Source organism: Streptomyces scabichelini (assembly GCF_011045015.1).
In the GTDB taxonomy this organism is placed as follows: Bacteria; Actinomycetota; Actinomycetes; order Streptomycetales; family Streptomycetaceae; genus Streptomyces; species Streptomyces scabichelini.
Map to the genome: position 1 here is coordinate 13545 of NZ_JAAKZY010000069.1, position 23412 is coordinate 36956.

The 23412-nt window shown below is 69.8% G+C and carries 21 protein-coding genes; 10 read left to right on the forward strand and 11 right to left on the reverse strand.

The features are described 5' to 3' along the window. The first annotated feature begins 18 nt into the window (after positions 1-18). Positions 19-531 (forward strand): PH domain-containing protein, encoded by a 513-nt coding sequence (locus G5C60_RS22210; protein WP_165262004.1) that lies wholly within the window; start codon positions 19-21, stop codon positions 529-531. Between the two features lie 2 nt (positions 532-533). Further along, positions 534-1874 (forward strand): PH domain-containing protein, encoded by a 1341-nt coding sequence (locus G5C60_RS22215; protein WP_165262052.1) that lies wholly within the window; start codon positions 534-536, stop codon positions 1872-1874. A 148-nt stretch (positions 1875-2022) separates the two neighbouring features. Here G5C60_RS22215 and G5C60_RS22220 read toward each other — a convergent pair whose 3' ends face one another. Then, positions 2023-3720 (reverse strand): hypothetical protein, encoded by a 1698-nt coding sequence (locus G5C60_RS22220; RefSeq protein WP_206439841.1) that lies wholly within the window; start codon positions 3718-3720, stop codon positions 2023-2025. 362 nt (positions 3721-4082) lie between these two features. Continuing rightward, positions 4083-5210 (reverse strand): alpha/beta hydrolase-fold protein, encoded by a 1128-nt coding sequence (locus G5C60_RS22225; RefSeq protein ID WP_165262006.1) that lies wholly within the window; start codon positions 5208-5210, stop codon positions 4083-4085. Positions 5211-5423: 213 nt separating this feature from the next. Here G5C60_RS22225 and G5C60_RS22230 point away from each other — a divergent pair, with 213 nt between their 5' ends. The 6 genes from G5C60_RS22230 to G5C60_RS22255 all read left to right on the forward strand — a co-directional run bounded on the left by G5C60_RS22230 (position 5424) and on the right by G5C60_RS22255 (position 10708). Further along, positions 5424-7337, forward strand: a complete 1914-nt coding sequence (locus G5C60_RS22230; RefSeq protein WP_165262008.1) for a phosphatidylglycerol lysyltransferase domain-containing protein — start codon at positions 5424-5426, stop codon at positions 7335-7337. A gap of 166 nt (positions 7338-7503) precedes the next feature. Next, entirely contained in the window at positions 7504-8382 is an 879-nt protein-coding gene (folP, locus tag G5C60_RS22235; protein ID WP_165262010.1) for a dihydropteroate synthase, read from the forward strand. After that, positions 8379-8909 carry a nuclear transport factor 2 family protein gene (locus G5C60_RS22240; RefSeq protein WP_165262012.1) on the forward strand — a complete coding sequence of 177 codons (531 nt, stop codon included), beginning with the start codon at positions 8379-8381 and terminating at the stop codon, positions 8907-8909. The genes folP and G5C60_RS22240 overlap by 4 nt, the downstream gene beginning before the upstream one ends. Positions 8910-9144: 235 nt before the next feature. After that, positions 9145-9504 (forward strand): dihydroneopterin aldolase, encoded by a 360-nt coding sequence (gene folB / locus G5C60_RS22245; protein ID WP_165262014.1) that lies wholly within the window; start codon positions 9145-9147, stop codon positions 9502-9504. After that, entirely contained in the window at positions 9501-10112 is a 612-nt protein-coding gene (gene folK / locus G5C60_RS22250) for a 2-amino-4-hydroxy-6-hydroxymethyldihydropteridine diphosphokinase (protein ID WP_165262016.1), read from the forward strand. The genes folB and folK overlap by 4 nt, the downstream gene beginning before the upstream one ends. A gap of 110 nt (positions 10113-10222) precedes the next feature. Further along, entirely contained in the window at positions 10223-10708 is a 486-nt protein-coding gene (locus G5C60_RS22255) for a DUF3180 family protein (protein WP_165262018.1), read from the forward strand. A gap of 111 nt (positions 10709-10819) precedes the next feature. On the opposite strand, the gene folE is transcribed toward G5C60_RS22255, so the two are convergent. From folE to dacB, 6 genes are all read right to left on the reverse strand, one after another. After that, entirely contained in the window at positions 10820-11425 is a 606-nt protein-coding gene (folE, locus tag G5C60_RS22260; RefSeq protein WP_165262020.1) for a GTP cyclohydrolase I FolE, read from the reverse strand. A 147-nt stretch (positions 11426-11572) separates the two neighbouring features. After that, entirely contained in the window at positions 11573-13612 is a 2040-nt protein-coding gene (ftsH, locus tag G5C60_RS22265; RefSeq protein ID WP_165262056.1) for an ATP-dependent zinc metalloprotease FtsH, read from the reverse strand. Between the two features lie 204 nt (positions 13613-13816). After that, a complete protein-coding gene (gene hpt, locus G5C60_RS22270; protein ID WP_165262022.1) occupies positions 13817-14377 on the reverse strand; it encodes a hypoxanthine phosphoribosyltransferase in 561 nt (186 codons plus the stop codon). A gap of 79 nt (positions 14378-14456) precedes the next feature. Beyond that, positions 14457-15530, reverse strand: a complete 1074-nt coding sequence (gene tilS, locus G5C60_RS22275; RefSeq protein ID WP_165262024.1) for a tRNA lysidine(34) synthetase TilS — start codon at positions 15528-15530, stop codon at positions 14457-14459. Positions 15531-15703: 173 nt separating this feature from the next. Beyond that, positions 15704-16831, reverse strand: a complete 1128-nt coding sequence (locus G5C60_RS22280) for a zinc-dependent metalloprotease (RefSeq protein ID WP_165262026.1) — start codon at positions 16829-16831, stop codon at positions 15704-15706. Between the two features lie 157 nt (positions 16832-16988). After that, positions 16989-18611 (reverse strand): D-alanyl-D-alanine carboxypeptidase/D-alanyl-D-alanine endopeptidase, encoded by a 1623-nt coding sequence (gene dacB, locus G5C60_RS22285; protein WP_165262028.1) that lies wholly within the window; start codon positions 18609-18611, stop codon positions 16989-16991. A 79-nt stretch (positions 18612-18690) separates the two neighbouring features. On the opposite strand from dacB, the gene G5C60_RS22290 reads away from it, so the two are divergent. Both G5C60_RS22290 and G5C60_RS22295 read left to right on the forward strand, forming a co-directional pair. Beyond that, the gene (locus G5C60_RS22290; protein WP_033321679.1) at positions 18691-19182 is read left to right on the forward strand and encodes an inorganic diphosphatase; all 492 of its coding nucleotides are present in this window, start codon (positions 18691-18693) and stop codon (positions 19180-19182) included. Between the two features lie 141 nt (positions 19183-19323). After that, a complete protein-coding gene (locus G5C60_RS22295; RefSeq protein ID WP_206439852.1) occupies positions 19324-20958 on the forward strand; it encodes a threonine/serine exporter family protein in 1635 nt (544 codons plus the stop codon). A gap of 161 nt (positions 20959-21119) precedes the next feature. On the opposite strand, the gene G5C60_RS22300 is transcribed toward G5C60_RS22295, so the two are convergent. The 3 genes from G5C60_RS22300 to G5C60_RS22310 all read right to left on the reverse strand — a co-directional run bounded on the left by G5C60_RS22300 (position 21120) and on the right by G5C60_RS22310 (position 23395). After that, positions 21120-22073, reverse strand: a complete 954-nt coding sequence (locus tag G5C60_RS22300; RefSeq protein WP_165262032.1) for a VTT domain-containing protein — start codon at positions 22071-22073, stop codon at positions 21120-21122. Positions 22074-22208: 135 nt separating this feature from the next. After that, on the reverse strand, positions 22209-23033 hold the full coding sequence (locus G5C60_RS22305) for a hypothetical protein (protein WP_165262034.1): 825 nt from the start codon (positions 23031-23033) through the stop codon (positions 22209-22211). 173 nt (positions 23034-23206) lie between these two features. Then, on the reverse strand, positions 23207-23395 hold the full coding sequence (locus G5C60_RS22310; RefSeq protein ID WP_165262036.1) for a linaridin family RiPP: 189 nt from the start codon (positions 23393-23395) through the stop codon (positions 23207-23209). Between the last annotated feature and the right edge of the window lie 17 nt (positions 23396-23412).

Sequence of the window (23412 nt, forward strand, 5' to 3'; positions counted from 1 at the left end):
CGTACGTACGCTTGCGGCATGGAGACGGGGACCACGGGGATCATGGGTACCACCGGAAACACCGAGTCCGAGCCGGTGTGGACCGGCCTGCCGCCGGGGCTGCTGCGGATGCGCCGGCTGCTGCTCGTCGTCTGGCTGGTGCCGCTGACGCTCGGTACGGGGCTGCCGCTCGGTCTGCTGGTAGGGCCCGGCTGGGCGGTGTTCGCGCTGCTGCCGCTGGCGCTGCTGCTGTGGGGCTGGGCGATGCTGGGCCGCAACTGGCGGTCCTGGCGGTACGCGGAGCGCGCGGACGACCTGCTGATCAGCCGGGGTGTGCTGTGGCGTGAGGAGACGGTCGTGCCGTACGGGCGTATGCAACTGGTCGAGGTGACCTCCGGTCCCGTCGAACGTCACTTCGGGCTGGCGAGCGTGCAGCTGCACACGGCCGCCGCGGCGACGGACGCGCGCATTCCGGGCCTCGACCCGGCGGAGGCGGAACGGCTGCGCGACCGGCTCACGGAGCTGGGCGAGGCCCGATCGGCGGGGCTGTGACGATGCCGCCGTCGGCTCCGCCGGGTACCGCCGACGAGGACGTACGGGAGGAGCGGCCGCTGAGCGAGCGGCGGCTGCATCCCGTGACGCCGCTGCGTCGCGCCTGGGCGCCGGTCGCCGTGATCGCCGGCTGGGCGGTGCACGACCCCGACCAGACGCAGCGGCAGCTGACCCGGCTGACGACCGGCACCCTGCTGATCGCGATCGCCATCGTCATTCCGGCCGCCGCCCTGTACGGCTTTCTGACCTGGTGGTTCACCCACTTCGCGGTGACCGACACCGAACTGCGCATCCGTACGGGCCTGTTGTTCCGGCGCTCCGCACACATCCGGCTCGACCGGCTCCAGGCCGTCGACGTCACCCAGCCGCTGCTGGCCCGGGTCGCGGGCGTCTCCAAACTCAAACTCGACGTCATAGGGACGGACAAGAAAGACGAACTGGCCTTCCTGGGCCAGGACGAGGCCCGGGTGCTGCGAGCCGAACTGCTCGCCCGCGCCGCCGGTTTCGCGCCCGAGACGGCGCACGAGGTGGGCGAGGCCCCGGTCCGGCAGCTGCTGCACGTACCGGCCCGGATCCTCGCCGTGTCCCTGGTGCTGACGGGTGCCACCTGGGGCTCGCTGGCCGGCGCGCTCGTCGTACCGCCGCTGGTGTGGTGGGCCACGCACAGTGTGTGGACCGTCCTCGCGGTCGCGCTTCCGCTGCTCGGCGCGGCGGGTGCGAGCAGTGTGGGGCGGTTCGTCGGCGAGTACGACTGGACCGTCGGCGACTCCCCTGACGGGCTCCGTATCGACCACGGCCTGCTCGACCGTTCGCACGAGACGGTGCCGCCCGGGCGCGTGCAGACCGTCCGCATCGTCGAACCGCTGCTGTGGCGGCGGCGCGGCTGGGTCCGCGTCGAGCTGGACGTGGCGGGCTCGGCCAACTCCGTGCTCGTGCCGGTCGCTCCGCGCGAGGTCGCCGAGTCGGTGATCGCGCGGGTGCTGCCGGGAGTGGTCGTGCCGGGTGCGCTGTCGCGGCCGCCGCGCCGGGCGGGCTGGTGCATGCCGTTCTGGTGGCGGGGTTACGGACTCGCCGTCACCGACACGGTCTTCGCGTCACGCCATGGGCTGCTGCGCCGCAGCCTCGCCCTCGTCCCGCACGCCAAGGTCCAGAGCGTACGCATGGAGCAGGGGCCCTGGGCCCGCCTCAAGGGGCTGGCCCACGTGCACGTGGACACCGGCGCCAACAAGACGGTGACGGCTCGGCTGCGGGACGCCTCGGAGGCGGCGGAGTTGTTGTACGGGCAGGCGGACCGGTCGCGGACGGGGCGGCGGGAGGCTCGGCCGGATCGGTGGATGGCCTGAGCCCGGGTGGTGGGTGGCTTCGGCCCGGATGGTGGATGGCTTGAGGGCAGTGGCGTGTTGCGTTGCCACTGCCCTCATTGCGAACCACCGAAATTCTGCGAACCGCCGACGTCCTGCGGACCGCCGACGTCCTGCGGACCGCTGACGTTCAGGAAACCGCGCTCCGCAGTTCCGCCACGTCGATCTGTTCCGTCTCGTCGTGCGCGGTCAGGTCGATGACCTGCTGACCGACACCACGGGACTCCTCGTCCGCCGGCTTGAACTGGGCCTCGGACTCGGCCTTGTGGAGAGCGAGCGCCTCCTGGCCCACCACGTCGGCGAGGTCCTCGTTCTGTACGGCCTCCAGCGCGGCCTGGGATACCTCCTGTTGCGTACCGAAGAAGTCGAACCCGCCCTCCACGGAGGGCCGCCGCGCGGGCGAGGTCGGTACGACCGCCACGGCCGTGGGCACGGTGAAGTGCCCGGAGGGAGGCACCGGCTTGGGGGCGGGCTTCAGAGCGGCTGCGATCGAGGGCGCGGCTGCGGAGGGGGTCGGCGCGGGGGCGTCAGCCGGTGCGGGCCCGTCGGCCGGCGCGGACGGCTGCGCGGTCTCGTCGGCCCGCGTGCGCGTCCTGGCCTGCCCAGGCGTCCCGGACTGCGTGGGCGTCGGTGTGGTCACGGCGGCCGTGCGCTCATGACCGCCGACCGCCTCGGACTTCCCCTGCGTCGCCTCACCCTCCTGCCCGGCCTCGCCCGTCGCGGGGGCCTTCTTGCGAGAGCCGCCGTTCGGTGAACCGCCCGGCGCGGGAACGGCCTTTCCCGGCCCGCCCCCCGTGGGCCCGCCCTTCCCAGGACCGCCCGCCGGAGGCGCACCCTTCGGCGCACCGCCCTTCACGGGGGCACTGCCGGCAGAACCACCCTTCACCGGGCCACCCTTCACCAGGTCGCCCTTAGCCAAGTCCCCCTTAGCCGGGTCGCCCTTCGTCGAGTTGCTCTGCCCGGGCTCGTCCGTTGCCGAACCACCCTTCGTGGAGCCGCTCTTCGGGGACGTGGATTCCACGGCCTGGTCCGCCGCCGAACCGCCCTTCGTGGAGCCGCTCTTCGGGGACTCCCTCTCCAGGGGCGCGTCCACCGCCGAATCGCCCGCCGTGGCCCCGTCCACCACCGCAGAAGGACCGTCCGCGTCCTGCGAACCGTCCTCCGTCGGGGCATCCGCCCAAGGCGCGCCCTCGGCCAGGCGAGCGGCGTTCGCTGCCGCCAGCCGGTCCAACGCCGCGTTGGCCTTGGCGTACAGAACCGAAGCCGCGGCACGGGCGGCCGGAGCCGAATCCGCCACCTCCGCGACGGCAGGAACCGGGTCCTCGGTCACCGCCTCCGCCGAAGCCGGCGCAGGCAACGCACGAGCCGGAGTCGTCGCCTCTATGGCGAGGAGCCGACGGCCCTCCAGGGCGCTGGCCCGCTCCGTCTCCGCCGTGGCGTACCGCCGCAGCAGGGCGGCGTGTTCGTTGCGCAGCCCTTGCAGCTCCGCCCGCTTCTCGCGGAGCCGGTGCTCCAGCTTGGTGCGCAGCTCGCGCGACTCGTCGAGGTCGGTCTCGAGCTCGGCGATCCGCTCCTCGTGGCGCCACTCGTCGCTCGCACGCGCGCGCGTGAGGTCCGCGACGCGCTTGCCCGCGGACACGTCCCAGTGGCGCATGACGATCGCGCCCACGACAGCCGTCGCCGCGGCGCCCGCGGCCAGCCCGCGGAGCACCCACGCTTCCGAGAACAACCAGGGCCCCGCGGCACAGACGAGCGAGACGCCTGCGATCGCCGAGGGGGGCAGCAGCCGGTGCAGAGGTGGGGAATGGCGGTGACGTCCACGTGGCATGGCCAGAAACTTACCGCGCGTAGGCGAATCTTGGAGCCCCGCCCCGTAAAAACCCAGCCATCACGGAGGATTCGTTCCGCCTCACGACTCGGCAATCACGTCGACGGGCGCTCCTCGACTGCGTCGGCTATCTCCTTGCCGCCCGCATCCTTGGCATTCACAACCGGAAGCACGTTGTCCGCGACGGGCGGAAGGGCCGCGTCTCGCATTCGTCAGGTTGCGGATCGAGGAATTCCCCGAGCGTCGCCGCGTATTCGGGGATGACGTCGATCGCGCCCTTCTCCAACTGCGGTTCTTGAAGGGCTCTCCCGGCTGAGGCCGGGAGATTCCCACCCGCCCGAACACCCGTCACCCGTCACCGGTCACCGGTCGTCGAGCCGCCCGCTGATCCACTGAAGCGCGGCCGGGATCTCGCGTCGCCAGGTGTTGAAGTTGTGGCCGCCGCTGTCGAGGATGATCGACGAGATCCGCGTCGGCTGCTTCGCCTTCACCAGGTCGATGAACCTCAGCGTCTCCTTGTAGTTCTTCTCCCCGTGCTTGCTGCTGCTGACCAGCAGCGAGGTGTCCGGTGCGGGCCTGTGCTTCAGGTACCACATCAGGTCGGCGCTCTTCCTCAGTTCCTTGTCGCCCTGGAAGAGATCGCCCGTGGTCGGGTCGATCGGTGCCCTGTAGTAGGGCGAAAGGCCCGCTCCGGCGGCGTACGTCTCCGGGTGGTGGATCGCGAGCTTCAGCGCGCAGTAACCGCCCGTGGAATCACCGATGATTCCCCAGCTCCCGGGCTTTTTGCCCACCCTGTAGTGGGCCGATACGGCCTCGGGCAGGTCCTTGGCGAAAAACGTCTCGGTCTGCGGGCCGCCGGGGATGTCCACGCACTCGGTGTCGCGCGGCGGCGCCACCGTCGGCCGCATCATGACCAGGATCATCGGCTGGGCCGTCCCGGTCCTGGCCAGCCCGTGGGCGGTCTGCGGATAGTGCAGGCCCTTGATGAGGGCCTCGGCGGTGCCGGGGTAGCCGGTGAGCACGGTGGCGGCCGGGAAACTGCGGGTGCGGTACTGCGGCTGGAAGTACTCCGGCGGCAGATAGACGTACGCGGGGGTCGCGATGTGCGTCCGCCGGCCCACGATGTCGACCTTCTGGATCTGGCCGCCGACCTGCGGCCGCGCACCTCCGGCCACGTTCACCTGCTGGGTGTCGACGACCTGGAGCGGGCCGCCCGAGTTTTCGCCGGTGTCGTGATCGACCACCACGCCCTGGCCCGACTCCTGGCCGAAGAGGTCGGCCCAACTGGCGTAGAACCCGAAAGCCTGGTTGGCGGCGAGGCCGACCGACGCGAAGATCAGGACCTGGGTGGCCAGCAGAAGGCTGATCCGCCCTGAAACGGCACGCCAGTTGCGGCGTGCGAGCCGCGGCCAGAACCACACCGTGCCGACGAACAGCAGCACCGCGCAGAGCACTGTGAGTGCCAGCATCTTGTCGCTCGTGAGACCCATGGGCTGTCCTGCCTGCGCTTTCCGTCCAAGGCCGCCGCCGCATCCGCCGCCGCATCCGTCACAGCGCGTTGCCAGGGCTTGCCTTGCCCTTTGACATGGTTTTCCGAAGCCGAGTGAACCTGGCTCCTCCAGGCACCGTCCTAGAGGGCGCAATGTCGCCGGATGCCGGAAATGGCACTGGTTTCAAGGTCTCTCTCAGAAGTACGGGATGCGATGTCTGTCAGGATTGATGGAGAAAAGTCGGCCGGGGTTCCGGACCGGACGGGCCGACTGCGGCGCGTACTCCGCGGTCCGCGCCCCGAGGCCGTCCCCACCCTGGTCGCCAGGGCCTGCACCCTTGTGGGGCTTCTGGACATCGCCGCGGGCGTCTTCCCGCGCTTCCGGCACAGCCGGATGCACACGCTCGCCGAGGTGCTGCCGGGCGCGCTGGGCCCGTTCGCCGCCGCCCTGGCGCTCAGCGCGGGCGTCCTGCTGCTGCTCCTGGCCCACGGTCTGCGCCGCCGCAAACGGAGGGCGTGGCGGGCGGCCGTGATCCTCCTGCCGGCCGGTGCCATCGCGCAGTTCACCTACCGGCACTCGCTCATCGGCGTCCTCATATCGCTGGCGCTGCTCGCGCCGCTGCTGCGCCACCGCGATGAATTCTCGGCACTGCCCGATCCCCGCAGCCGCTGGCGCGCGCTCGCCAACTTCGTGCTCATGGGCGCCGGTTCGCTCCTTCTCGGCCTGGTCATCGTCAGCGTCCACCCGAACCGCATGGTCGGCGACCCGAGTCTCGCGGACCGCATCAGCCATGTGGTGTACGGCATGTTCGGCTTCGAGGGCCCGGTCGACTACCAGGGCAACACGTCCTCGACGGTGGCCTTCTCGCTCGGCGCGCTCGGCCTGCTCACCGCCCTCACCACGATCTACCTGGCCTTCCGCCCGGAACACCCCGCCGCGCGCCTCACCGAGGAGGACGAGGCGCGGCTGCGGGCGCTCCTGGAGAAGCACGGCGGACGTGACTCGCTCGGCCACTTCGCGCTGCGCCGCGACAAGGCGGTCGTCTTCTCGCCCAGCGGGAAGGCGGCGGTGACGTACCGCGTCGTCTCCGGAGTGATGCTCGCCAGCGGCGACCCGATCGGCGACGTCGAGGCCTGGCCCGGAGCGATCGAGCGCTTCATGGACGAGGCGAAGGCCCACTCCTGGACGCCCGCCGTCATGGGCTGCTCCGAGACGGGCGGCGAGGTCTGGACGCGGGAAACCGGCCTCGACGCCCTCGAACTGGGCGACGAGGCGGTGGTGGATGTCGCGGATTTCTCCCTGGCCGGGCGCGCGATGCGGAACGTGCGCCAGATGGTGAAGCGCATCGAGCGGGCCGGTTACGAGACCCGGGTTCGGCGCGTCCGTGACCTGGGCGACAGTGAGCTGGAGCGGATACGGCGCGCCGCTGAGGACTGGCGTGGCACGGACACCGAGCGCGGCTTCTCCATGGCGCTGGGCCGCATCGGCGACACGGCCGACGGGGACTGCGTCATCGCCACGGCGCACAGAATTGAAGGGGCGGCGCGATGGGGGTCCCCCCAGGCGTTCAGCTCTGGGGGAGCCTCGGGTAGGGCGGTGGTGGGAGACGGGCGGGCCGACGCCGAGCCCGGCCCGTACGGCGACCTGAAGGCCGTACTCCACTTCGTCCCGTGGGGCACGGACGGCGTTTCGCTCGACCTGATGCGCCGCGACCGCGCGGCCGATCCCGGCATGAACGAGCTCCTGATCGTCGCCGCGCTCCAGGCGGCGCCCCGCCTGGGCGTGCGGCGGGTCTCGCTCAACTTCGCGATGTTCCGCTCGGCGCTGGCCCGCGGCGAGAAGATCGGCGCAGGACCGGTCCTGCGCGCCTGGCGCGGCCTGCTCGTCTTCCTCTCCCGCTGGTTCCAGATCGAGTCGCTCTACAAGTTCAACGCGAAGTTCCGCCCCCACTGGGAGCCCCGCTTCGTCGTGTACCGCTCCTCCCGCGACCTGCCGCGCATCGGCCTGGCGGCCATGCAGGCGGAGGGCTTCGTGAGCCTCGCGCTGCCGCGGGTACTGCGCCGCAGGCCGGCACCGTCGGCCCCGTGCGCGCACCGGGTGACGGAAAACGGCGTACGAGCGGCATAGAGCAGGCCTGAGCGAGGGCTCCAACTCCCCCAAGCCCCGGGGCCCTCGCTCAGGCCGCGAAGCGGCCGGACAACCCCCGCCGGAGGCAACCCGCCACGGCCCAACACGACCCGCCCCGACCCCCGTAGGCGAAACCAGCCCAACGCTGGAGGCCTACGCTGGTCGTATGAGCACGAAGAGCGGGCGAGGCCAAGTGGCAGGGCTACCGGCATGGGATCGGTGCGCGGTCATGGGGGTGGTGAACGTGACGCCCGACTCCTTCTCGGACGGCGGCCGCTGGTTCGACACGACGGCCGCCGTCAAGCACGGTCTGGATCTGGTCGCAGAGGGCGCGGACCTGGTCGACGTCGGCGGTGAGTCCACCCGCCCCGGTGCCACCCGTGTCGACGAGGCGGAGGAGCTCAGGCGTGTCCTCCCGGTCGTACGCGGTCTGGCCTCCGAAGGCGTCACCGTCTCCGTCGACACGATGCGCGCCTCCGTCGCCGAACGGGCCCTCGCGGCGGGCGCCGCACTTGTCAACGACGTCAGCGGCGGACTCGCCGACCCCGCGATGATCCCGGTCGTCGCGTCCGCGGGCGCCCCCTTCGTGGTCATGCACTGGCGCGGCTTCCTGGAGGGCGGAAACATCCGGGGGACGTACGAGGACGTTGTCTCCGAAGTCGTCGACGAGCTCCACGCGCGCGTGGAGGCCGTTCTGGCGGGGGGCATCGCCGCGGACCGCATCGTCGTCGACCCGGGCCTCGGCTTCTCCAAGCAGGCCGAGCACGACCTGACCCTCCTCGCCCACCTCGACCGCCTCCTGGCCATCGGCCACCCCGTACTGGTCGCCGCGTCCCGCAAGCGGTTCCTCGGCCGCGTACTGGCCGGCCCGGAGGGCTCTCCGCCGCCCGCCAGGGAACGCGACGCGGCCACCGCCGCCGTCTCCGCGCTCGCCGCCCACCAGGGCGCGTGGGCGGTCCGCGTCCACGAGGTGCGGGCCACCGCCGACGCGGTCCGGGTCGCCCGGGCCGTGGAAGGCGCCCGGGCGGCAGAGGGAGCCCAGTGAGCGCACCCCGCACCGACGTCGAAGAGGTCGCACGCGCCAACACCGCCTTCTACGAAGCGATGGAACGTGGCGACTTCGAAGAGCTGTCGACGCTCTGGCTCGCCCCCATGGACATCGACGGAGCCGAACACACCACGGACACGGACCCCGAGGACCCCGACGAAACCGCCGACCGGGGCGCCGAGGTCTCCTGCGTCCACCCCGGCTGGCCCGTCCTGACCGGCCGCGGCGAGGTTCTCCGCTCGTACGCGCTGATCATGGCGAACACCGACTACATCCAGTTCTTCCTGACGGACGTGCACGTATCCGTCATCTCCGACACCGCCCTGGTGACCTGCACCGAGAACATCCTCAGCGGCGGCCCGGCCCCGGAGGACAGCGACGAACTCGGGCCGCTCGTAGGACAGCTCGTCGTCGCCACGAATGTGTTCCGTCGCACTTCGGAGGGCTGGAAGCTGTGGTCGCACCACGCCTCCCCGGTATTGGCCGAATCCGGCGAGGAAGAGACCGACGATTCCCCCTCCTGAGTGGGTAGGGGCCAAGTAACGGTTGGGATCGCGGGCCTCTGGGTATGGGCGGCTACCAGCCCGTGAGCCGCCGTGTCCCGCCAGAAGAACAGTCGATGAACCCTCCTGACCCCCGCCCGAGCCGAGCCCTCGTGGGCGGGCGTTGTCAGTGTTCGCAGGTAGATTCGGCTGAGGCCGGTGTGCTGACGACAGGTGGCAGGGACCGCCGTTACCGACGATTGCAGGAGTGATTCGCGTGGATCGTGTCGCGCTGCGCGGCCTGAAGGCCCGCGGGCACCACGGTGTCTTTCCCAAGGAACGCGAAGAGGGCCAGACCTTCATCGTGGACCTCGCGCTGGGCCTGGACACCCGGCCCGCCGCGGCCGACGACGACCTGGCGAAGACGGTGCACTACGGCATCGTGGCGGAGGAGGTCGTGGCCGTCGTCGAGGGCGAGCCCGTCGATCTCATCGAAACGCTCGCCGAACGCATCGCCCAGACGTGTCTGAAACACGACGGGGTCCTGGAGGTCGAGGTCTGCGTCCACAAACCGGACGCACCGATCACCGTGCCCTTCGACGACGTGACCGTCACCATCACCCGGAGCCGAGTATGACTGCCTCGTTGACCGAGGGTCACAGCGACCCGACCGTACAGCCGGTGCCCGCCTCCGTCGTGGAACGAGTGGATGCCGCCGACACCACCCTGAGCAATCCGAAACGCGCCGTGCTCTCCCTCGGCTCGAACCTCGGCAACCGCCTGGAGACGCTCCAGGGCGCCGTCGACGCCCTGGAGGACACACCCGGCGTACGCGTCAAGGCGGTCTCTCCGGTGTACGAGACGGAGCCCTGGGGCGTGGAGCCGGGCAGCCAGCCGACGTACTTCAACGCGATCGTCGTCCTGCGCACGACCCTCCCCCCGTCCTCCCTCCTGGAGCGGGCGCACGCGGTCGAGGAGGCCTTCCACCGCGTACGGGACGAGCGCTGGGGGCCCCGCACGATCGACGTGGACATCGTCGCGTACGCCGATGAGGTCTCCGACGACCCGGAACTCACACTCCCCCACCCGCGTGCGCACGAGCGGGCCTTCGTCCTCGCGCCCTGGCACGACGTGGAGCCGGACGCCCAGCTTCCGGGCCTCGGCCCGGTGGTCCACCTCCTGGCAGGCGTCCCCCGAGACGGTGTCGCACCCCGAGCCGATCTGGAACTACGGCTGCCCGAGTAGTCGTTAAGGTCTACCGGACCATGATTTAGGACGGACCACAGAAGCCGGTGGTCTTCTCGGTGATCCCGAGCGATCTCCCGAGTGATCTCCGGCAGCGACGAAGGGGCATCGTGAAACAGCTGCGCATCAGGACGCTGGCCGGCGTATTCATCGTCGCCGGCGTGCTGTCCTGGGCGGGCGCCCGCTTGTGGAACGCGGTGGGCACGCTGCCCCGGGTCCCCTTCGCCGCCCCCATCGTCCTGGCCCTGATCGCCGTGGTCCTCCTGGCCACGGCGCTCTCGCTCCGCGCCCGTCTCAAGGCTCAGCGCGAGCGCCGCCCCGGCGCGACCGGCGTCGACCCCCTGGTGGCGGCCCGAGCGGTCGTCTTCGGCCAGGCCAGCGCCCTGGTCGCCGCCCTGGTCGCCGGCATGTACGGCGGCGTGGGCGCCTTCCTCCTGGAGTCGCTGGACATCCCACCCCGCCGCGACCAGGCCATCTACGCCGGCTTCTCCGTCCTGGCAGGCCTCGCCGTCATAGCGGCGGCCTTCTTCCTGGAACGAGTCTGCAAACTCCCAGAGGACGACGACACAAACGGCAACGCAGCACCAGCGGCGTAGAGCCCCGTAAGGGGCGCGGGGAACTGCGCGACAAGCCACAACGAACCCGCAGCCCCACACGGACAACAACCAGGCAGACGGAACGGAACCGAACCCGCCCCAAGCAGAGCGCTACCGCGCAAGTATCAGGCTCATCGCCTCAGCCCGCGTCGTAGCGTCACGCAACTGCCCCCGCACAGCCGACGTCGTCGTCTTAGCACCCGGCTTACGGATACCGCGCACCGACATGCACATATGCTCGGCCTCGATCACGACGATCGCCCCCCGCGCCTCGAGGATCCGCATCAGCGAGTCGGCGACCTGAGTGGTGAGACGTTCCTGCACCTGCGGTCGCCGCGCGAACACCTCAACGAGACGGGCCAGCTTCGACAGGCCGGTGATCTTCCCGGTCTCGGCCGGGATGTACCCGACATGGGCCACACCGTGGAACGGCAGCAGATGATGCTCACACAGGGAGACGATCTCGATGTCCTTGACCAGGACCATCTCGTCGTGACCCAGGTCGAACGTCGTCGTCAGGACATCCTCGGGCTCCTGCCTCAACCCGGCCAGCAGCTCCCGATACGCCCGAGCCACCCGCCTCGGCGTCTCCCGCAGCCCCTCCCGTTCCGGGTCCTCGCCGACCGCGATCAGCAGCTCTCGTACGGCGTTCTCGGCGCGCTTCTCGTCGAACTCGCCGATCGAGCCCTCGACGTCCAGCCTCACGGGGTCGATCATCTGGTGCCTCGTTCCTGTGCCTTCCACGCGTACGGAACACGCGTCTCACACGCGGGCATATGAGAATGCCGCGCCCCCCAGGCTAGACCAGGGGGGCGCGGCATCTGTTCCGGGCCGGATGAGGCAACCGGGGCCGGGTTGGGTCAGTCAGCTCTCGGGACGCTCCTCCGGAGCCGGCTCGGCCACCGGAAGCGCCTCCGCGGAAGCGTTCGCGTTCGCGGTGATCGCCGGCGCCGCGCCGTTCGCCCCGTTCGTCAGTGACAGCTCCTTGGGGGAGAGCACCGGCGGGCGGGTGGACGGAGTGCGCCTGGAGGAGCCGGTCCACGCGGGGCGGGCCGGGCGCTTCACGATGGGAGCGAAGACCTCGGCGATCTGCTCCTTGCTCAGCGTCTCCTTCTCCAGCAACTGCAGCACCAGCGCGTCGAGGACGTCGCGGTTCTCGACCAGGATCTCCCAGGCCTCGTTGTGCGCGTTCTCGATGAGCTTCTTGACCTCTTCGTCGACGAGCGCCGCGACCTCTTCCGAGTAGTCGCGCGGGTGCGACATCTCCCGGCCGAGGAACGGCTCGCTGTTGTCGCCGCCGAACTTGATCGCGCCGAGACGCTCGGTCATGCCGTACTGCGTGACCATCGCCCGAGCGGTGGCCGTGGCCTTCTCGATGTCGTTCGCCGCGCCCGTCGTCGGGTCGTGGAAGACGAGCTCCTCGGCCGCGCGGCCGCCCAGCATGTACGCGAGCTGGTCGAGCATCTCGTTGCGCGTGGTCGAGTACTTGTCCTCGTCCGGCAGCACCATCGTGTAGCCGAGAGCACGGCCTCTGGAGAGGATCGTGATCTTGTGGACCGGATCGGAGTTCGGTGAGGCCGCCGCGACCAGGGCGTGACCGCCCTCGTGATACGCGGTGATCTTCTTCTCCTTGTCCGACATGATCCGGGTCCGCTTCTGCGGGCCCGCGACCACACGGTCGATCGCCTCGTCCAGCATGTGGTTGTCGATCAGCTTCTGGTTGCCGCGCGCCGTGAGGAGCGCCGCTTCGTTCAGCACGTTCGACAGATCCGCACCGGTGAAGCCCGGCGTACGCCGCGCGACGGCCGACAGATCGACGTCCGGAGCGACCGGCTTGCCCTTCTGGTGAACCTTGAGGATCTCCAGACGGCCCTGCATGTCCGGGCGGTCGACCGCGATCTGGCGGTCGAAGCGGCCGGGGCGCAGGAGAGCCGGGTCGAGGATGTCGGGCCGGTTCGTGGCGGCGATGAGAATCACACCGCCCTTCACATCGAAGCCGTCCATCTCGACGAGCAACTGGTTCAGCGTCTGCTCACGCTCGTCGTGACCACCGCCGAGACCGGCACCACGATGACGGCCCACCGCGTCGATCTCGTCGACGAAGACGATCGCCGGAGCGTTCGCCTTGGCCTGCTCGAACAGGTCACGGACTCGGGAGGCACCGACACCGACGAACATCTCGACGAAGTCGGAACCGGAGATCGAGTAGAAGGGGACGCCGGCCTCGCCCGCGACAGCGCGCGCGAGCAGCGTCTTGCCCGTACCGGGCGGGCCGTACAGCAGTACGCCCTTGGGGATCTTCGCCCCGACGGCCTGGAACTTCGCCGGCTCCTGGAGGAACTCCTTGATCTCGTGGAGTTCCTCGACGGCCTCGTCCGAGCCCGCGACGTCCGAGAACGTCGTCTTCGGGGTGTCCTTGGTGATGAGCTTCGCCTTGGACTTCCCGAAGTTCATCACTCGGGAGCCGCCGCCCTGCATCTGGTTTATCAGGAACAGGAAGATGACCACGATGAGTACGAAGGGGAGCAGGGTGATCAGGAGCCCGACGAACGGGTTCTGCTTGGACGGCGAGACCGTATAGCCGTCCGTGATCTGCTTGTCCTCGTACTTGGTCTGCAGCGAGTTGGCGAGGTTCACACCCTGGTCGCCGATGTAACTCGCCTGGATCTTCGAGCTGCCTTCGACCTTTACGCCGTCTTTGAGCTCGACCTTGATGATCTGCTCGTCGCCGGTGGTCAGCTTGGCCGACTCGACCTTGTTGTCATTGATCGCCCGGACGACCTGGCCGGTGTCCACCGTCTTGTAGCCGCCGGACGAGCCGACGACCTGCATCAACACGACCACGGCAAGGACGGCCAGCACGATCCACATGACCGGCCCACGGAAGTATCGCTTCACGTCCATCCATACGGAGCGGTGCCGCCCCGTCCCTCCTGCCATAGTGAGTTTGATAAGACTGTTTTTGACGGTACCCCAGCATTGTCACCCGAAGCCGCACGGCCCGGCTGACAAACCCGTCTACGCATGCTCCAACGGCGCGGAACCCGCAAGGGTTCCCGGACCGTCTTCCAGCGCTACGTGGGATTCGCCACTGTCCACGACAGTGCCTCAGCCACCGTAGACATGAGGGGCGAGCGTACCGACGAACGGCAGGTTCCGGTACTTCTCGGCGTAGTCGAGACCGTAGCCCACGACAAACTCGTTCGGGATGTCGAAGCCGACCCACTCCACGTCGATCGCGACCTTGGCGGCCTCCGGCTTGCGCAGCAGCGTGCACACCTTGAGAGACGCGGGCTCGCGGGAGCCGAGGTTGGAGATCAGCCAGGACAGTGTCAGACCGGAGTCGATGATGTCCTCGACGATGAGGACGTGCTTGCCCTTGATGTCGGTGTCGAGGTCCTTCAGGATCCGGACGACGCCGGAGGACTGCGTACCCGCGCCGTACGAGGACACGGCCATCCAGTCCATGGTGACGGGGGTGGCGAGCGCACGCGCCAGGTCCGCCATGACCATCACGGCGCCCTTGAGAACGCCGACGATCAGCAGATCCTTGCCCGCGTACTCCGCGTCGATCTTCGCGGCCAGCTCGACCAGCTTCGCGTCGATCTCTTCCTTGGTGATGAGCACCGACTTGAGGTCGGTGCCCATGTCTTTCGCGTCCACCCGCATCACTTTCGGTCGTCCCGCACGTATGGCGGCCGCTCGGGCCGCCCACGACCCACGCAAGGGGCCGGCGGAAGGCCCGGATTCAGCCTTGCCGAATCACCAGTCTGCCACCCTGCCGCTGGGCGACGACTTTGCCGGGGAGGTTGATCTCTCCCTGACCGCGCCAGCCGGTGATCAGCCGGTCGAGCTCTTCGATGTGCCGGGCGAACAGTGAACCGGCGGGCGCCCCGGCCTCGATGGCGGCGCGGCGCAGGATGCGGCGGCGCACGGCGGGCGGCAGGGCGTACAGCTTGGCGCACTCCAGAAGGCCGGCTGCGTCGCGCACGGAGGCCTCGGCCTGGCGGGCCCACGCGTCGAGGGCGTCGGCGTCGTCGCGGGACAGCTGTGCCGTACGGGCGAGGGCTTCGACGACGCCCTTGCCGAGGGCCTTCTCCAGGGCGGGCAGGCCCTCCTGGCGCAGGCGTGACCTCGTATAGGCGGGGTCGGTGTTGTGGGGGTCGTCCCAGACGGGCAGCGACTGGACCATGCAGGCCTTGCGGGCGGTCTGCCGGTCGAGGTGCAGGAAGGGGCGACGGTAGCGGCGGGCGGCCCCCGGTCCTCCGGAGACCGCGGCCATGCCGGACAGGGAGCGGATGCCGGAGCCGCGGGCGAGGCCGAGCAGGACGGTTTCGGCCTGGTCGTCGCGGGTGTGACCGAGCAGGATCGCGGTGGCGCCGTGGCGCTCGGCGGCGGCGTCCAGGGCGGCGTACCGCGCGTCACGGGCGGCGGCCTCGGGCCCGCCGTCGCGGCCCACGGACACGGCGACGGACTCGGCCGGCGTCAGACCGAGTTCTGTGAGTCGTACGACGACTTCGTCCGCGCGCAGGTCGGAGCCGGGCTGCAGACCGTGGTCGACGGTGATGCCACCGGCGCGGATGCCGAGCTTGGGCGCTTCGAACGCGAGGGCGGAGGCGAGCGCCATGGAGTCGGCGCCGCCTGAGCACGCCACGAGCACGAGCGGCGGGGGCTGGGGTACCTCACTGCTCGAGCGCAGCCGGGAGCTTGGGGGGTGCTCGTGCGGGGTGTCGGCGTGGGCGGGCGTGTGGTCGGTGAGGATGTCGTGAAGGACGCGGCGGACCGCCAGGCGTATCGCCGCGACCGCAGGATGGGGACCCATGTCCGGTTCCCTTCATGAAATTGTCGGGGGGTGAGCCCGAGGTTCGGTCACTCAGAGTGTGTAGATGGTGACAGAAACGGGCCGTTCCCCGAGCATTGCACGCCTACCCATGCCCCACGGTCCCTCGGACGGGTGATAGCGGGGGCGCTCACCTGTCGTCGGCCGGATTCAATTCACGACTCTGCCTTGCGGTGCACCCGCGCGACCCAGTCCGCCGGTTTGGAGATCTCCGCCTTGGTCGGGAGCGTGTTGGGCGAGGTCCACACCCGGTTGAACCCGTCCATGCCCACCTCCTCCACGACTGCCCGTACGAAACGCTCCCCGTCCCGGTACTGGCGCAGCTTCGCGTCCAGGCCGAGCAGCTTGCGCAGCGCCAGGTCGAGGCGGGAGGCCCCGCGCTGGCGGCGTTGCTGGAACTTCTCGCGGATCTCGGCGACGGACGGGACCACGGCGGGGCCCACGCCGTCCATCACGAAGTCCGCGTGGCCCTCCAGGAGGGACATCACGGCGGTCAGCCGGCCGAGGATCTCCCGCTGGGCGGGCGTCTGGACGATCTCGACGATGGACCGTCCGCCTTCGTCGCCGTCCTCGCCCTCGGGACGGCTGCCGGCGAGCGTCTGGGCGGCCTCCCTGATGCGCTCGAGGACGGTCATGGGGTCGACCTCGGTCTCTTCCAGGAAGGACTGGATTTCGCCCTCGAGGTGGTCGCGCAGCCACGGCACCGCCGTGAACTGTGTCCGGTGCGTCTCCTCGTGCAGGCAGACCCAGAGCCTGAAGTCGTGGGGCTGTACGTCTAGTTCGCGCTCGACGTGCACGATGTTCGGCGCGACGAGGAGCAGCCTGCCGCCGCCGTTCTCGCCCGCCGGGAGCTCGCGGGTCGCGGGGGCGAACGTCTCGTACTGGCCCAGCACCCTGGAGGCCAGGAACGACAGGAGCATGCCCAGCTCGACGCCGGTGACCTTGCCGCCGACGGCGCCGAGGACGGCTCCGCCGGGACTGTTGCCGCGACGTTCCTGCATCTTGTCGAGCAGCGGTTTGAGGATTTCCCGGAACCCGGCGACGTTCGCCCGGACCCAGCCCGGGCGGTCGACGACGAGGATGGGGGTGTCACGCAGGTCCTCGCTGCCCATCCGCGTGTATTCGCGGACGTGCCGCTCCGACGCCTTCGCATGTCGGCGCAGCTCCGCGACGACGGCCCTGGCCTCGTCGCGACTCACCTCTGGGCCCGGCCTTACGAGTCGGGTCGCGGTCGCCACCGCGAGATTCCAGTCGACCATCTCGGCACCACCGATGCTCGTCATGCAGTCAACCGTACGTGAGCGCTGCCGCTGGGTGCAGGGTGTGGGGTTCGTGGGGGTTCTTGGTTGTGGGTCGGGTGCGGGTCCGATGTGGCTGGGCGCGCAGTTCCCCGCGCCCCTGAGAGAGGCCTGCGGCCCTCTCAGGAGCCGCAGGCCCCTCTCACCCGCCGCAGCCGCAGCTCGCCAGCGCCGACGCCGCGCCGTCCAGTGTCTTCTGTGTTGCTGTTGGATCCGTGGGGCTGTTCGAAGACGTCAGGAAAGCGAAGGCGAGCAGGCGGCCTTCGGTGTCGACCACCGTGCCCGCCAGGGTGTGTACGCCTGTCAGAGTGCCCGTTTTGGCGCGTACGACTCCTGTGCCGGGCTGGTCGGTGTAGCGGTTGCGGAGGGTGCCGGTGAAGCCTGCCACCGGGAGGCCGGTGAGGGCGGTGCGGAGTTCGGGGTGATCGGGGGCGCCTGCCTTGGCGAGCAGGGCGGTGAGCAGGTCCGCCGTGAGCTTGTCGGCTCGGTCCAGGCCGCTGCCGTCCGCGAACTTGACGCCCTCCAGGGGCAGTCCGAGCTTCTTCAGTTGCGTACGGATCGCCGTGGCGCCGCCTCCGAAGCTTGCCTTTTTGTCGGTGGCGACCGCGGTCTGGCGGGCCAGGCCCTCGGCGATGTCGTTGTCGCTGTTGGTCAGCATCCGCTCGACCAGGGCGGACAGGGGCGGGGACTCGACCTTCGCGAGGGACTCGGCGCGGTCCGTCGCCTTGGAGGGGCCGGGGGCCTTGGTCTTGATGCCGCGGTCGTCGAGGAGGGCCGCGAACTCGCGGGCCGCGTCGGCCGCCGGGTCCTTACTCCGGTCCGCGGGACCGGCGGACGAGTCGTCGAGGCGTCCCTCGTCGACCATCAGGGCGCTGACCGGCGCGAGGTTGGAGTTGTCGGGACCGATGGGGTGCGTCGATGTGCCCGCGTACAGCGTGGTGTCGTACGAGAGCGTCACCTCGTCCAGCTTGCGGGCCTTGAGGGCGTCGGCGGTGTCGTCGGCGAGCTTGCGCAGGCTCGCGTTGCCGTTCGCTTCCTTGCGGGCGGTCAGCGTGGGGTCGCCGCCGCCGACGAGGACGACCTCCTTGGTGTCGGGTTCGAGGACCGCGCGGGTCGCGATGCGGTGGTCGGCGCCCGCCGCGGAGAGCACCGCGACGGCCGTGGCGATCTTCGTGGTGGAGGCCGGTGTCAGCGCCTCGTCCGAGGCCTTGCCGTACAGGCGCTTGCCGGTGGCCACGTCGACGACCGCGGCCGTGCGTTCGGAGCCCAGTGAGGGGTCGTCGAGCAGCGGGCCGAGGATGTCGGCGAGGGCCTTCTCGGTGGGCGAGGATCCGGAGCCGGCCTGCCTTCCGAGGCCGGCGAGTACGTAGGGGGCGCTGGGCGCGGGACGCGGCTCCTTCGGGGACGTACCGGACCCGGGTCCGTGATCTGCGCCACCTGGGCCCTCCCGCGATGCCGCCAGGTCGCGCTCGGCCGTACGCTGACCGCTGGAGTCCCAAGGTCCGGCCGCGGTCACCACGGTGGTCGCCAGGACAAGGCCGAGGATGGCGGCGCCCACCGTGAACTGCACGGTCGTCAGCCGTGCGATCCGCGGCCGCACGGCCTCCACGACCCGTACGAGCCACGGCCTCAGGGCTTCCACGGCCCGTACGAGCCACGGCCGAACGGTCTCCACAGCCCGTACGAGCCACGGCCGAACGGCTCGCGCGATCCGCTCCACATGCGGTCTCGCGGCCCGCCAAGCCTTCAGCTCCGGCACGACCACCAGCCCCTTTCGCGATCACACACCTGCGTGAGGGACACTTAACCACCAGACGTATGTGTTGATCATGGAGGAGCCACCGGTGGAGTTCGACGTCACGATCGAGATTCCGAAGGGTTCGCGGAACAAGTACGAGGTGGACCACGAGACCGGTCGGATCCGCCTGGACCGTCGACTCTTCACCTCGACCAGCTACCCGGCCGACTACGGCTTCGTCGAGAACACGCTCGGCGAGGACGGCGACCCACTGGACGCCCTGGTCATTCTGGACGAACCGACCTTCCCCGGCTGCCTCATCCAGTGCCGCACGATCGGCATGTTCCGCATGACGGACGAGGCCGGCGGCGACGACAAGCTGCTGTGCGTCCCGGCGCACGACCCGCGCGTGGAGCATCTGCGGGACATCCACCACGTGTCGGAGTTCGACCGTCTGGAGATTCAGCACTTCTTCGAGGTCTACAAGGACCTCGAGCCCGGCAAGTCCGTCGAGGGCGCCAACTGGGTGGGCCGTACGGACGCCGAGGCCGAGATCGAGCGTTCGTACAAGCGCTTCAAGGAGACCGGCGGCCACTGAGGCCAAATGATCGACCGGCGGGCCGCGTGACCCGATGGGTGACGCGGCCCGTTCGTGTGTTCTTGCGCTGAGGCGTACATCAGAGATACGGCGTACGGGGGAGCACGTACGGGAACGGACGTAGGAGAAGTGGGGCGGGAGCTGGTGGCTGAGCCGGACGCGGAGGACCGTAAGCCGCAGTCGGACGAGGCGAGGAGTGCGTTCGCACCACCGAGCGGGGTGGCGTCGGCGTTCGACGAGTCGCATACGACGTCGGAGTTCGCGATCCCGCAAGGGCTCGCGCCGCCCGAGCCGTCGCCCGCCGACCGGGAGGGCTCGGCGTTCAGCGCCCCGCGTACGTACCGGGCCCCCGCCTTCACCCCGCCGACCGGCATCCCCGTGGTCAAGCTGACCAAGGAGGTGCCCTGGCAGGACCGGATGCGCACGATGCTGCGCATGCCGGTGGCCGAACGGCCGGTGGCCGAGCCCATCCAGCGGACGGAGGAGGACGGCGGCCCGGCCGTCCCGCGCGTCCTCGACCTGACGCTGCGTATCGGCGAGTTGCTGCTCGCGGGCGGGGAGGGCGCCGAGGACGTGGAGGCGGCGATGTTCGCCGTCTGCCGCAGCTACGGCCTGGACCGCTGCGAACCGAACGTCACGTTCACGCTGCTGTCCATGTCCTACCAGCCGTCCCTGGTGGACGACCCGGTCACGGCCTCGCGGACGGTACGCCGCCGGGCCACCGACTACACGCGGCTCGCGGCCGTGTTCCAGCTCGTCGACGACATCAGTGACGACGAGACCGACGTGTCCCTGGAGGAGGCCTACCGGCGGCTCGCGGAGATACGCCGCAACCGGCACCCGTATCCCGGCTGGGTGCTGACCGGCGCCGCGGGGCTGCTCTCGGGCTCGGCCTCCATACTCGTCGGCGGTGACCTGATCGTTTTCGTCGCCGCCGCGATCGGTGCGATGCTCGGCGACCGGCTCGCCTGGCTGTTCGCGGGGCGCGGGCTGCCCGAGTTCTACCAGTTCACGGTGGCCGCGATGCCTCCGGCCGCGATCGGCATCGCGCTCACGCTGGCCCACGTCGACGTGAAGGCGTCCGCGGTGATCACCGGTGGGCTCTACGCGCTGCTGCCGGGGCGGGCGCTGGTCGCGGGCGTCCAGGACGGCCTGACCGGCTTCTACATCACCGCGGCCGCGCGCCTGCTGGAGGTCATGTACTTCTACGTGGGCATCGTCACCGGAGTTCTGCTGGCCCTGTACTTCGGCGTGAAGCTCGGCGCGGAACTCACCCCGGACGCCGCCCTGAGCAGTTCCCAGCCCGTGTGGGGAATCGTCGCGTCGATGATGCTGTCGCTGGCCTTCGCCGTGCTGCTCCAGCAGGAACGTTCCACCGTGCTGATGGTGACCCTCAACGGGGGCGTGGCCTGGTCGGTGTTCGGCGCGATGCACTACGCGGGCGAGCTGTCGCCGGTCGCCTCCACGGCCGTCGCGGCGGGCGTGGTGGGCCTGTTCGGACAGCTCCTGTCCCGCTTCCGGTTCGCGTCCGCCCTGCCGTACACGACGGCCGCGATCGGGCCGTTGCTGCCCGGTTCGGCGACGTACTTCGGGCTGCTGGCCATCGCCCAGAGCGACGTCGACGCGGGGCTTGTCTCCCTGTCCAAGGCCGCCGCCCTCGCGATGGCCATCGCCATCGGCGTGAACCTCGGCTCGGAGATCTCCCGGCTGTTCATGCGCCTGCCGGGTGTCAGCAGGGAGGGCCGGCGCGCGGCCAAGCGGACGCGGGGGTTCTGACGCGAGGGTTCTGACGCGGGGCTTCTGACGCCGGGCGCCTCATAGCTCGGGGCTATAGGTTCGGTGGCGGCTGCGGGTCCGTTGTGGCTGGTCGCGCAGTTCCCCGCGCCCCTTGGAGGGCCTCCGGCCCTCCATCGGGTCGCGGGAATGCCCGGGGCCTCTCAGTTCTGCGGGTAGTCCTGGCCCTGGCCGTACGGGTAGCCCTGGCCCTGGGGGTACTGGCCGCCCTGCGGGTACTGCTGGCCCTGGGGGTATTGCTGGCCCTGCGGGTACTGGGCGGCGTAAGGCGGCTGGCCCTGTTGCTGCCCGTAACCCTGGTCCGAGCCGTACGGGGGCTGCTGTTGCGGCTGCTGCTGCTGCTGCGGGTAGCCGTATCCCTGGTTCTGGTCCTGACCCTGGTGACCGTACGTCTGGTCCTGGTGGGCCGGGGGCACGCGGCGCAGCTGGGCGGTCGCGTCGTCCATGACCGGCGGCGGGGCCTGGGGCGGGTTCTTCTTCGACTTGCCGCGTGCCCGCAGGAGCTCGATGACGATCGGCAGTACGGAGAGGAGGACGATCAGGATGAGGATCGCCTCGATGTTCTTCTTCACGAAGTCGATCTGGCCCAGCCACGAGCCGAGCAGCGTGACGCCCGCGCCCCAGAGGATGCCGCCGATGATGTTGAACGTGAGGAACGAGCGGTACCGCATGCCGCTGACGCCCGCGATGATCGGCGTGAACGTCCGCACGATGGGCACGAAGCGGGCCAGCACGAGGGACTTCGGACCGTACTTCTCGAAGAACTCGTGGGCCTTGACCACGTTCTCCTGCTTGAACAGGCGTGAGTCCGGGCGCTTGAAGAGCGCCGGCCCCACCTTCTTGCCGAACATGTAGCCCACCTGGTCGCCGATGATCGCGGCGATGCAGATCAGGACAACGGCCGCCCACAGCGGGAAGTCCAGCGTGCCCTCGGAGATCAGCAGGCCCGCCGTGAACAGCAGCGAGTCACCCGGCAGGAAGAAGCCGATGAGCAGGCCCGACTCGGCGAAGACGATGAGGAGCAGTCCCCAGATCCCGAACGTGTCGAGCAGGTAGTCCGGATCCAACCAGCTTGGTCCAAGGGCAAGCGTCGTCACGGTTCCGGGCTCCTGAGGGTGAAGGGGAAGGCAGAGCAATGGCGTAGTAAAGCTATCAACGCCGGATGCCGCTGCCGGGTTCCAGTGGCTCTCCCAGGATGCACCCTCGCCGCACCCGCTCGTACGCCCTCGGCGTCACCCCTCGTGCCGCGCCGCGCGCTCGTCGTTCTGGGCGAAGACGTAGAGAAGCGCCGGGTGAGTGGCGCCGAAGGCAAGTACAAAGCGGTTGAGACCCATGAACTGCCCGATTCCGAGGTGGAACGACGTCATCAGGCCGAGAAAGGCCTTCGCCGCGGGCTTGGGCAGTACGAAGACCAGCGGGAAGGAGACCTCTGCGGCGATCGTTCCCCAGGTCACGAGCTTGCCCGCCATCGGGTACTTGTGCACGAGCCGGTAGACCCGCTGGTCCCCGTAGTTGCGGGTACGGATGACTCCGCTGAACGCCTCTCCGCTGAGCCACACCGGGGACACGAGCTTGACCACGCCGGAGGCCACGTAGGAGATGGTCGTTTCCAGAGCCAGCGCGCGCATGGCCACGTCGCGGGCCTTCTCGTCGTCCTCGAAGGTGCCGGTCGAGGCCAGGACGATATTGATCACTTGCTGGAGTTGGTCGGCGCCGTCCCCGCCGAAGGGGGAGCGCACCCGTCCGGCCGCGCCCGTCACCGCCAGAACGGCACTGCCCGCCGTGCGTACTCCGCGCTTGTGACCCCAGATCAGCGTGGCGGCAGAGGCCCCTGCCTGTACCCCGTACAGGGCGATCGCCGCATTCTTGGACTCAAGGGCGCGCGTCAGCCGGGGAAAACGCTTGGCGAACTTGGGGCGCATGTTCGCCAACTGGCCGCTCAGCATTTCGCCGTCTTCGAACTTACGCGTCTGGCTCAGCATTTCCAGTGCGGAGACCAGCGTACCCAGCGAAGCCACTCTGCGTGCCGTGACCTCGGGTGGAGCGCTGAGGAACATGGATGGGTGCTCCCGATGGTGTGATGCAAGTACGGTGGATACGGAAAGCGGCGGCACGGTATGCGTATCGGGCGTACCGTGCCGCCGCGTCTTTCCTCAGGTGGAGCTCGCGTCTTTCATCGGACGGAGCTGGAGCTGGCGATGCCGGTCAGCATCGCCTGCCGGCCGGCTGTTCAGCCCGCGGCTGCGAGGTCGTTCGTGACCTCGTTCAGCGCGTACGCGGTCGCGGAGGTCACCGCGATACCCTCGGCGAGCCCGACGGTGGCCGCCGGAGTGAGCATGGTCGGGGTCGCCTCGTTGCCGATACGGCCCGGGGCCACGTCGGCCAGTTCGGTGTTGGCGAATTCAGCCACAACAGACATGGTTGTCCTCTTTCTCT

What these genes read in the sequence shown, in the direction of transcription:
- G5C60_RS22225 (WP_165262006.1), bottom strand. Translation starts at nt 5,210, where the DNA reads ATGGGTCTCACGAGCGACAAGATGCTGGCACTCACAGTGCTCTGCGCG.
- G5C60_RS22215 (WP_165262052.1), top strand. Translation starts at nt 534, where the DNA reads ATGCCGCCGTCGGCTCCGCCGGGTACCGCCGACGAGGACGTACGGGAG.
- ftsH (WP_165262056.1), bottom strand. Translation starts at nt 13,612, where the DNA reads ATGGACGTGAAGCGATACTTCCGTGGGCCGGTCATGTGGATCGTGCTG.
- folP (WP_165262010.1), top strand. Translation starts at nt 7,504, where the DNA reads ATGAGCACGAAGAGCGGGCGAGGCCAAGTGGCAGGGCTACCGGCATGG.
- G5C60_RS22280 (WP_165262026.1), bottom strand. Translation starts at nt 16,831, where the DNA reads ATGACGAGCATCGGTGGTGCCGAGATGGTCGACTGGAATCTCGCGGTG.
- G5C60_RS22310 (WP_165262036.1), bottom strand. Translation starts at nt 23,395, where the DNA reads ATGTCTGTTGTGGCTGAATTCGCCAACACCGAACTGGCCGACGTGGCC.
- G5C60_RS22210 (WP_165262004.1), top strand. Translation starts at nt 19, where the DNA reads ATGGAGACGGGGACCACGGGGATCATGGGTACCACCGGAAACACCGAG.
- folE (WP_165262020.1), bottom strand. Translation starts at nt 11,425, where the DNA reads ATGATCGACCCCGTGAGGCTGGACGTCGAGGGCTCGATCGGCGAGTTC.
- hpt (WP_165262022.1), bottom strand. Translation starts at nt 14,377, where the DNA reads ATGCGGGTGGACGCGAAAGACATGGGCACCGACCTCAAGTCGGTGCTC.
- G5C60_RS22220 (WP_206439841.1), bottom strand. Translation starts at nt 3,720, where the DNA reads ATGCCACGTGGACGTCACCGCCATTCCCCACCTCTGCACCGGCTGCTG.
- G5C60_RS22230 (WP_165262008.1), top strand. Translation starts at nt 5,424, where the DNA reads ATGTCTGTCAGGATTGATGGAGAAAAGTCGGCCGGGGTTCCGGACCGG.
- tilS (WP_165262024.1), bottom strand. Translation starts at nt 15,530, where the DNA reads ATGGGTCCCCATCCTGCGGTCGCGGCGATACGCCTGGCGGTCCGCCGC.
- folK (WP_165262016.1), top strand. Translation starts at nt 9,501, where the DNA reads ATGACTGCCTCGTTGACCGAGGGTCACAGCGACCCGACCGTACAGCCG.
- G5C60_RS22305 (WP_165262034.1), bottom strand. Translation starts at nt 23,033, where the DNA reads ATGTTCCTCAGCGCTCCACCCGAGGTCACGGCACGCAGAGTGGCTTCG.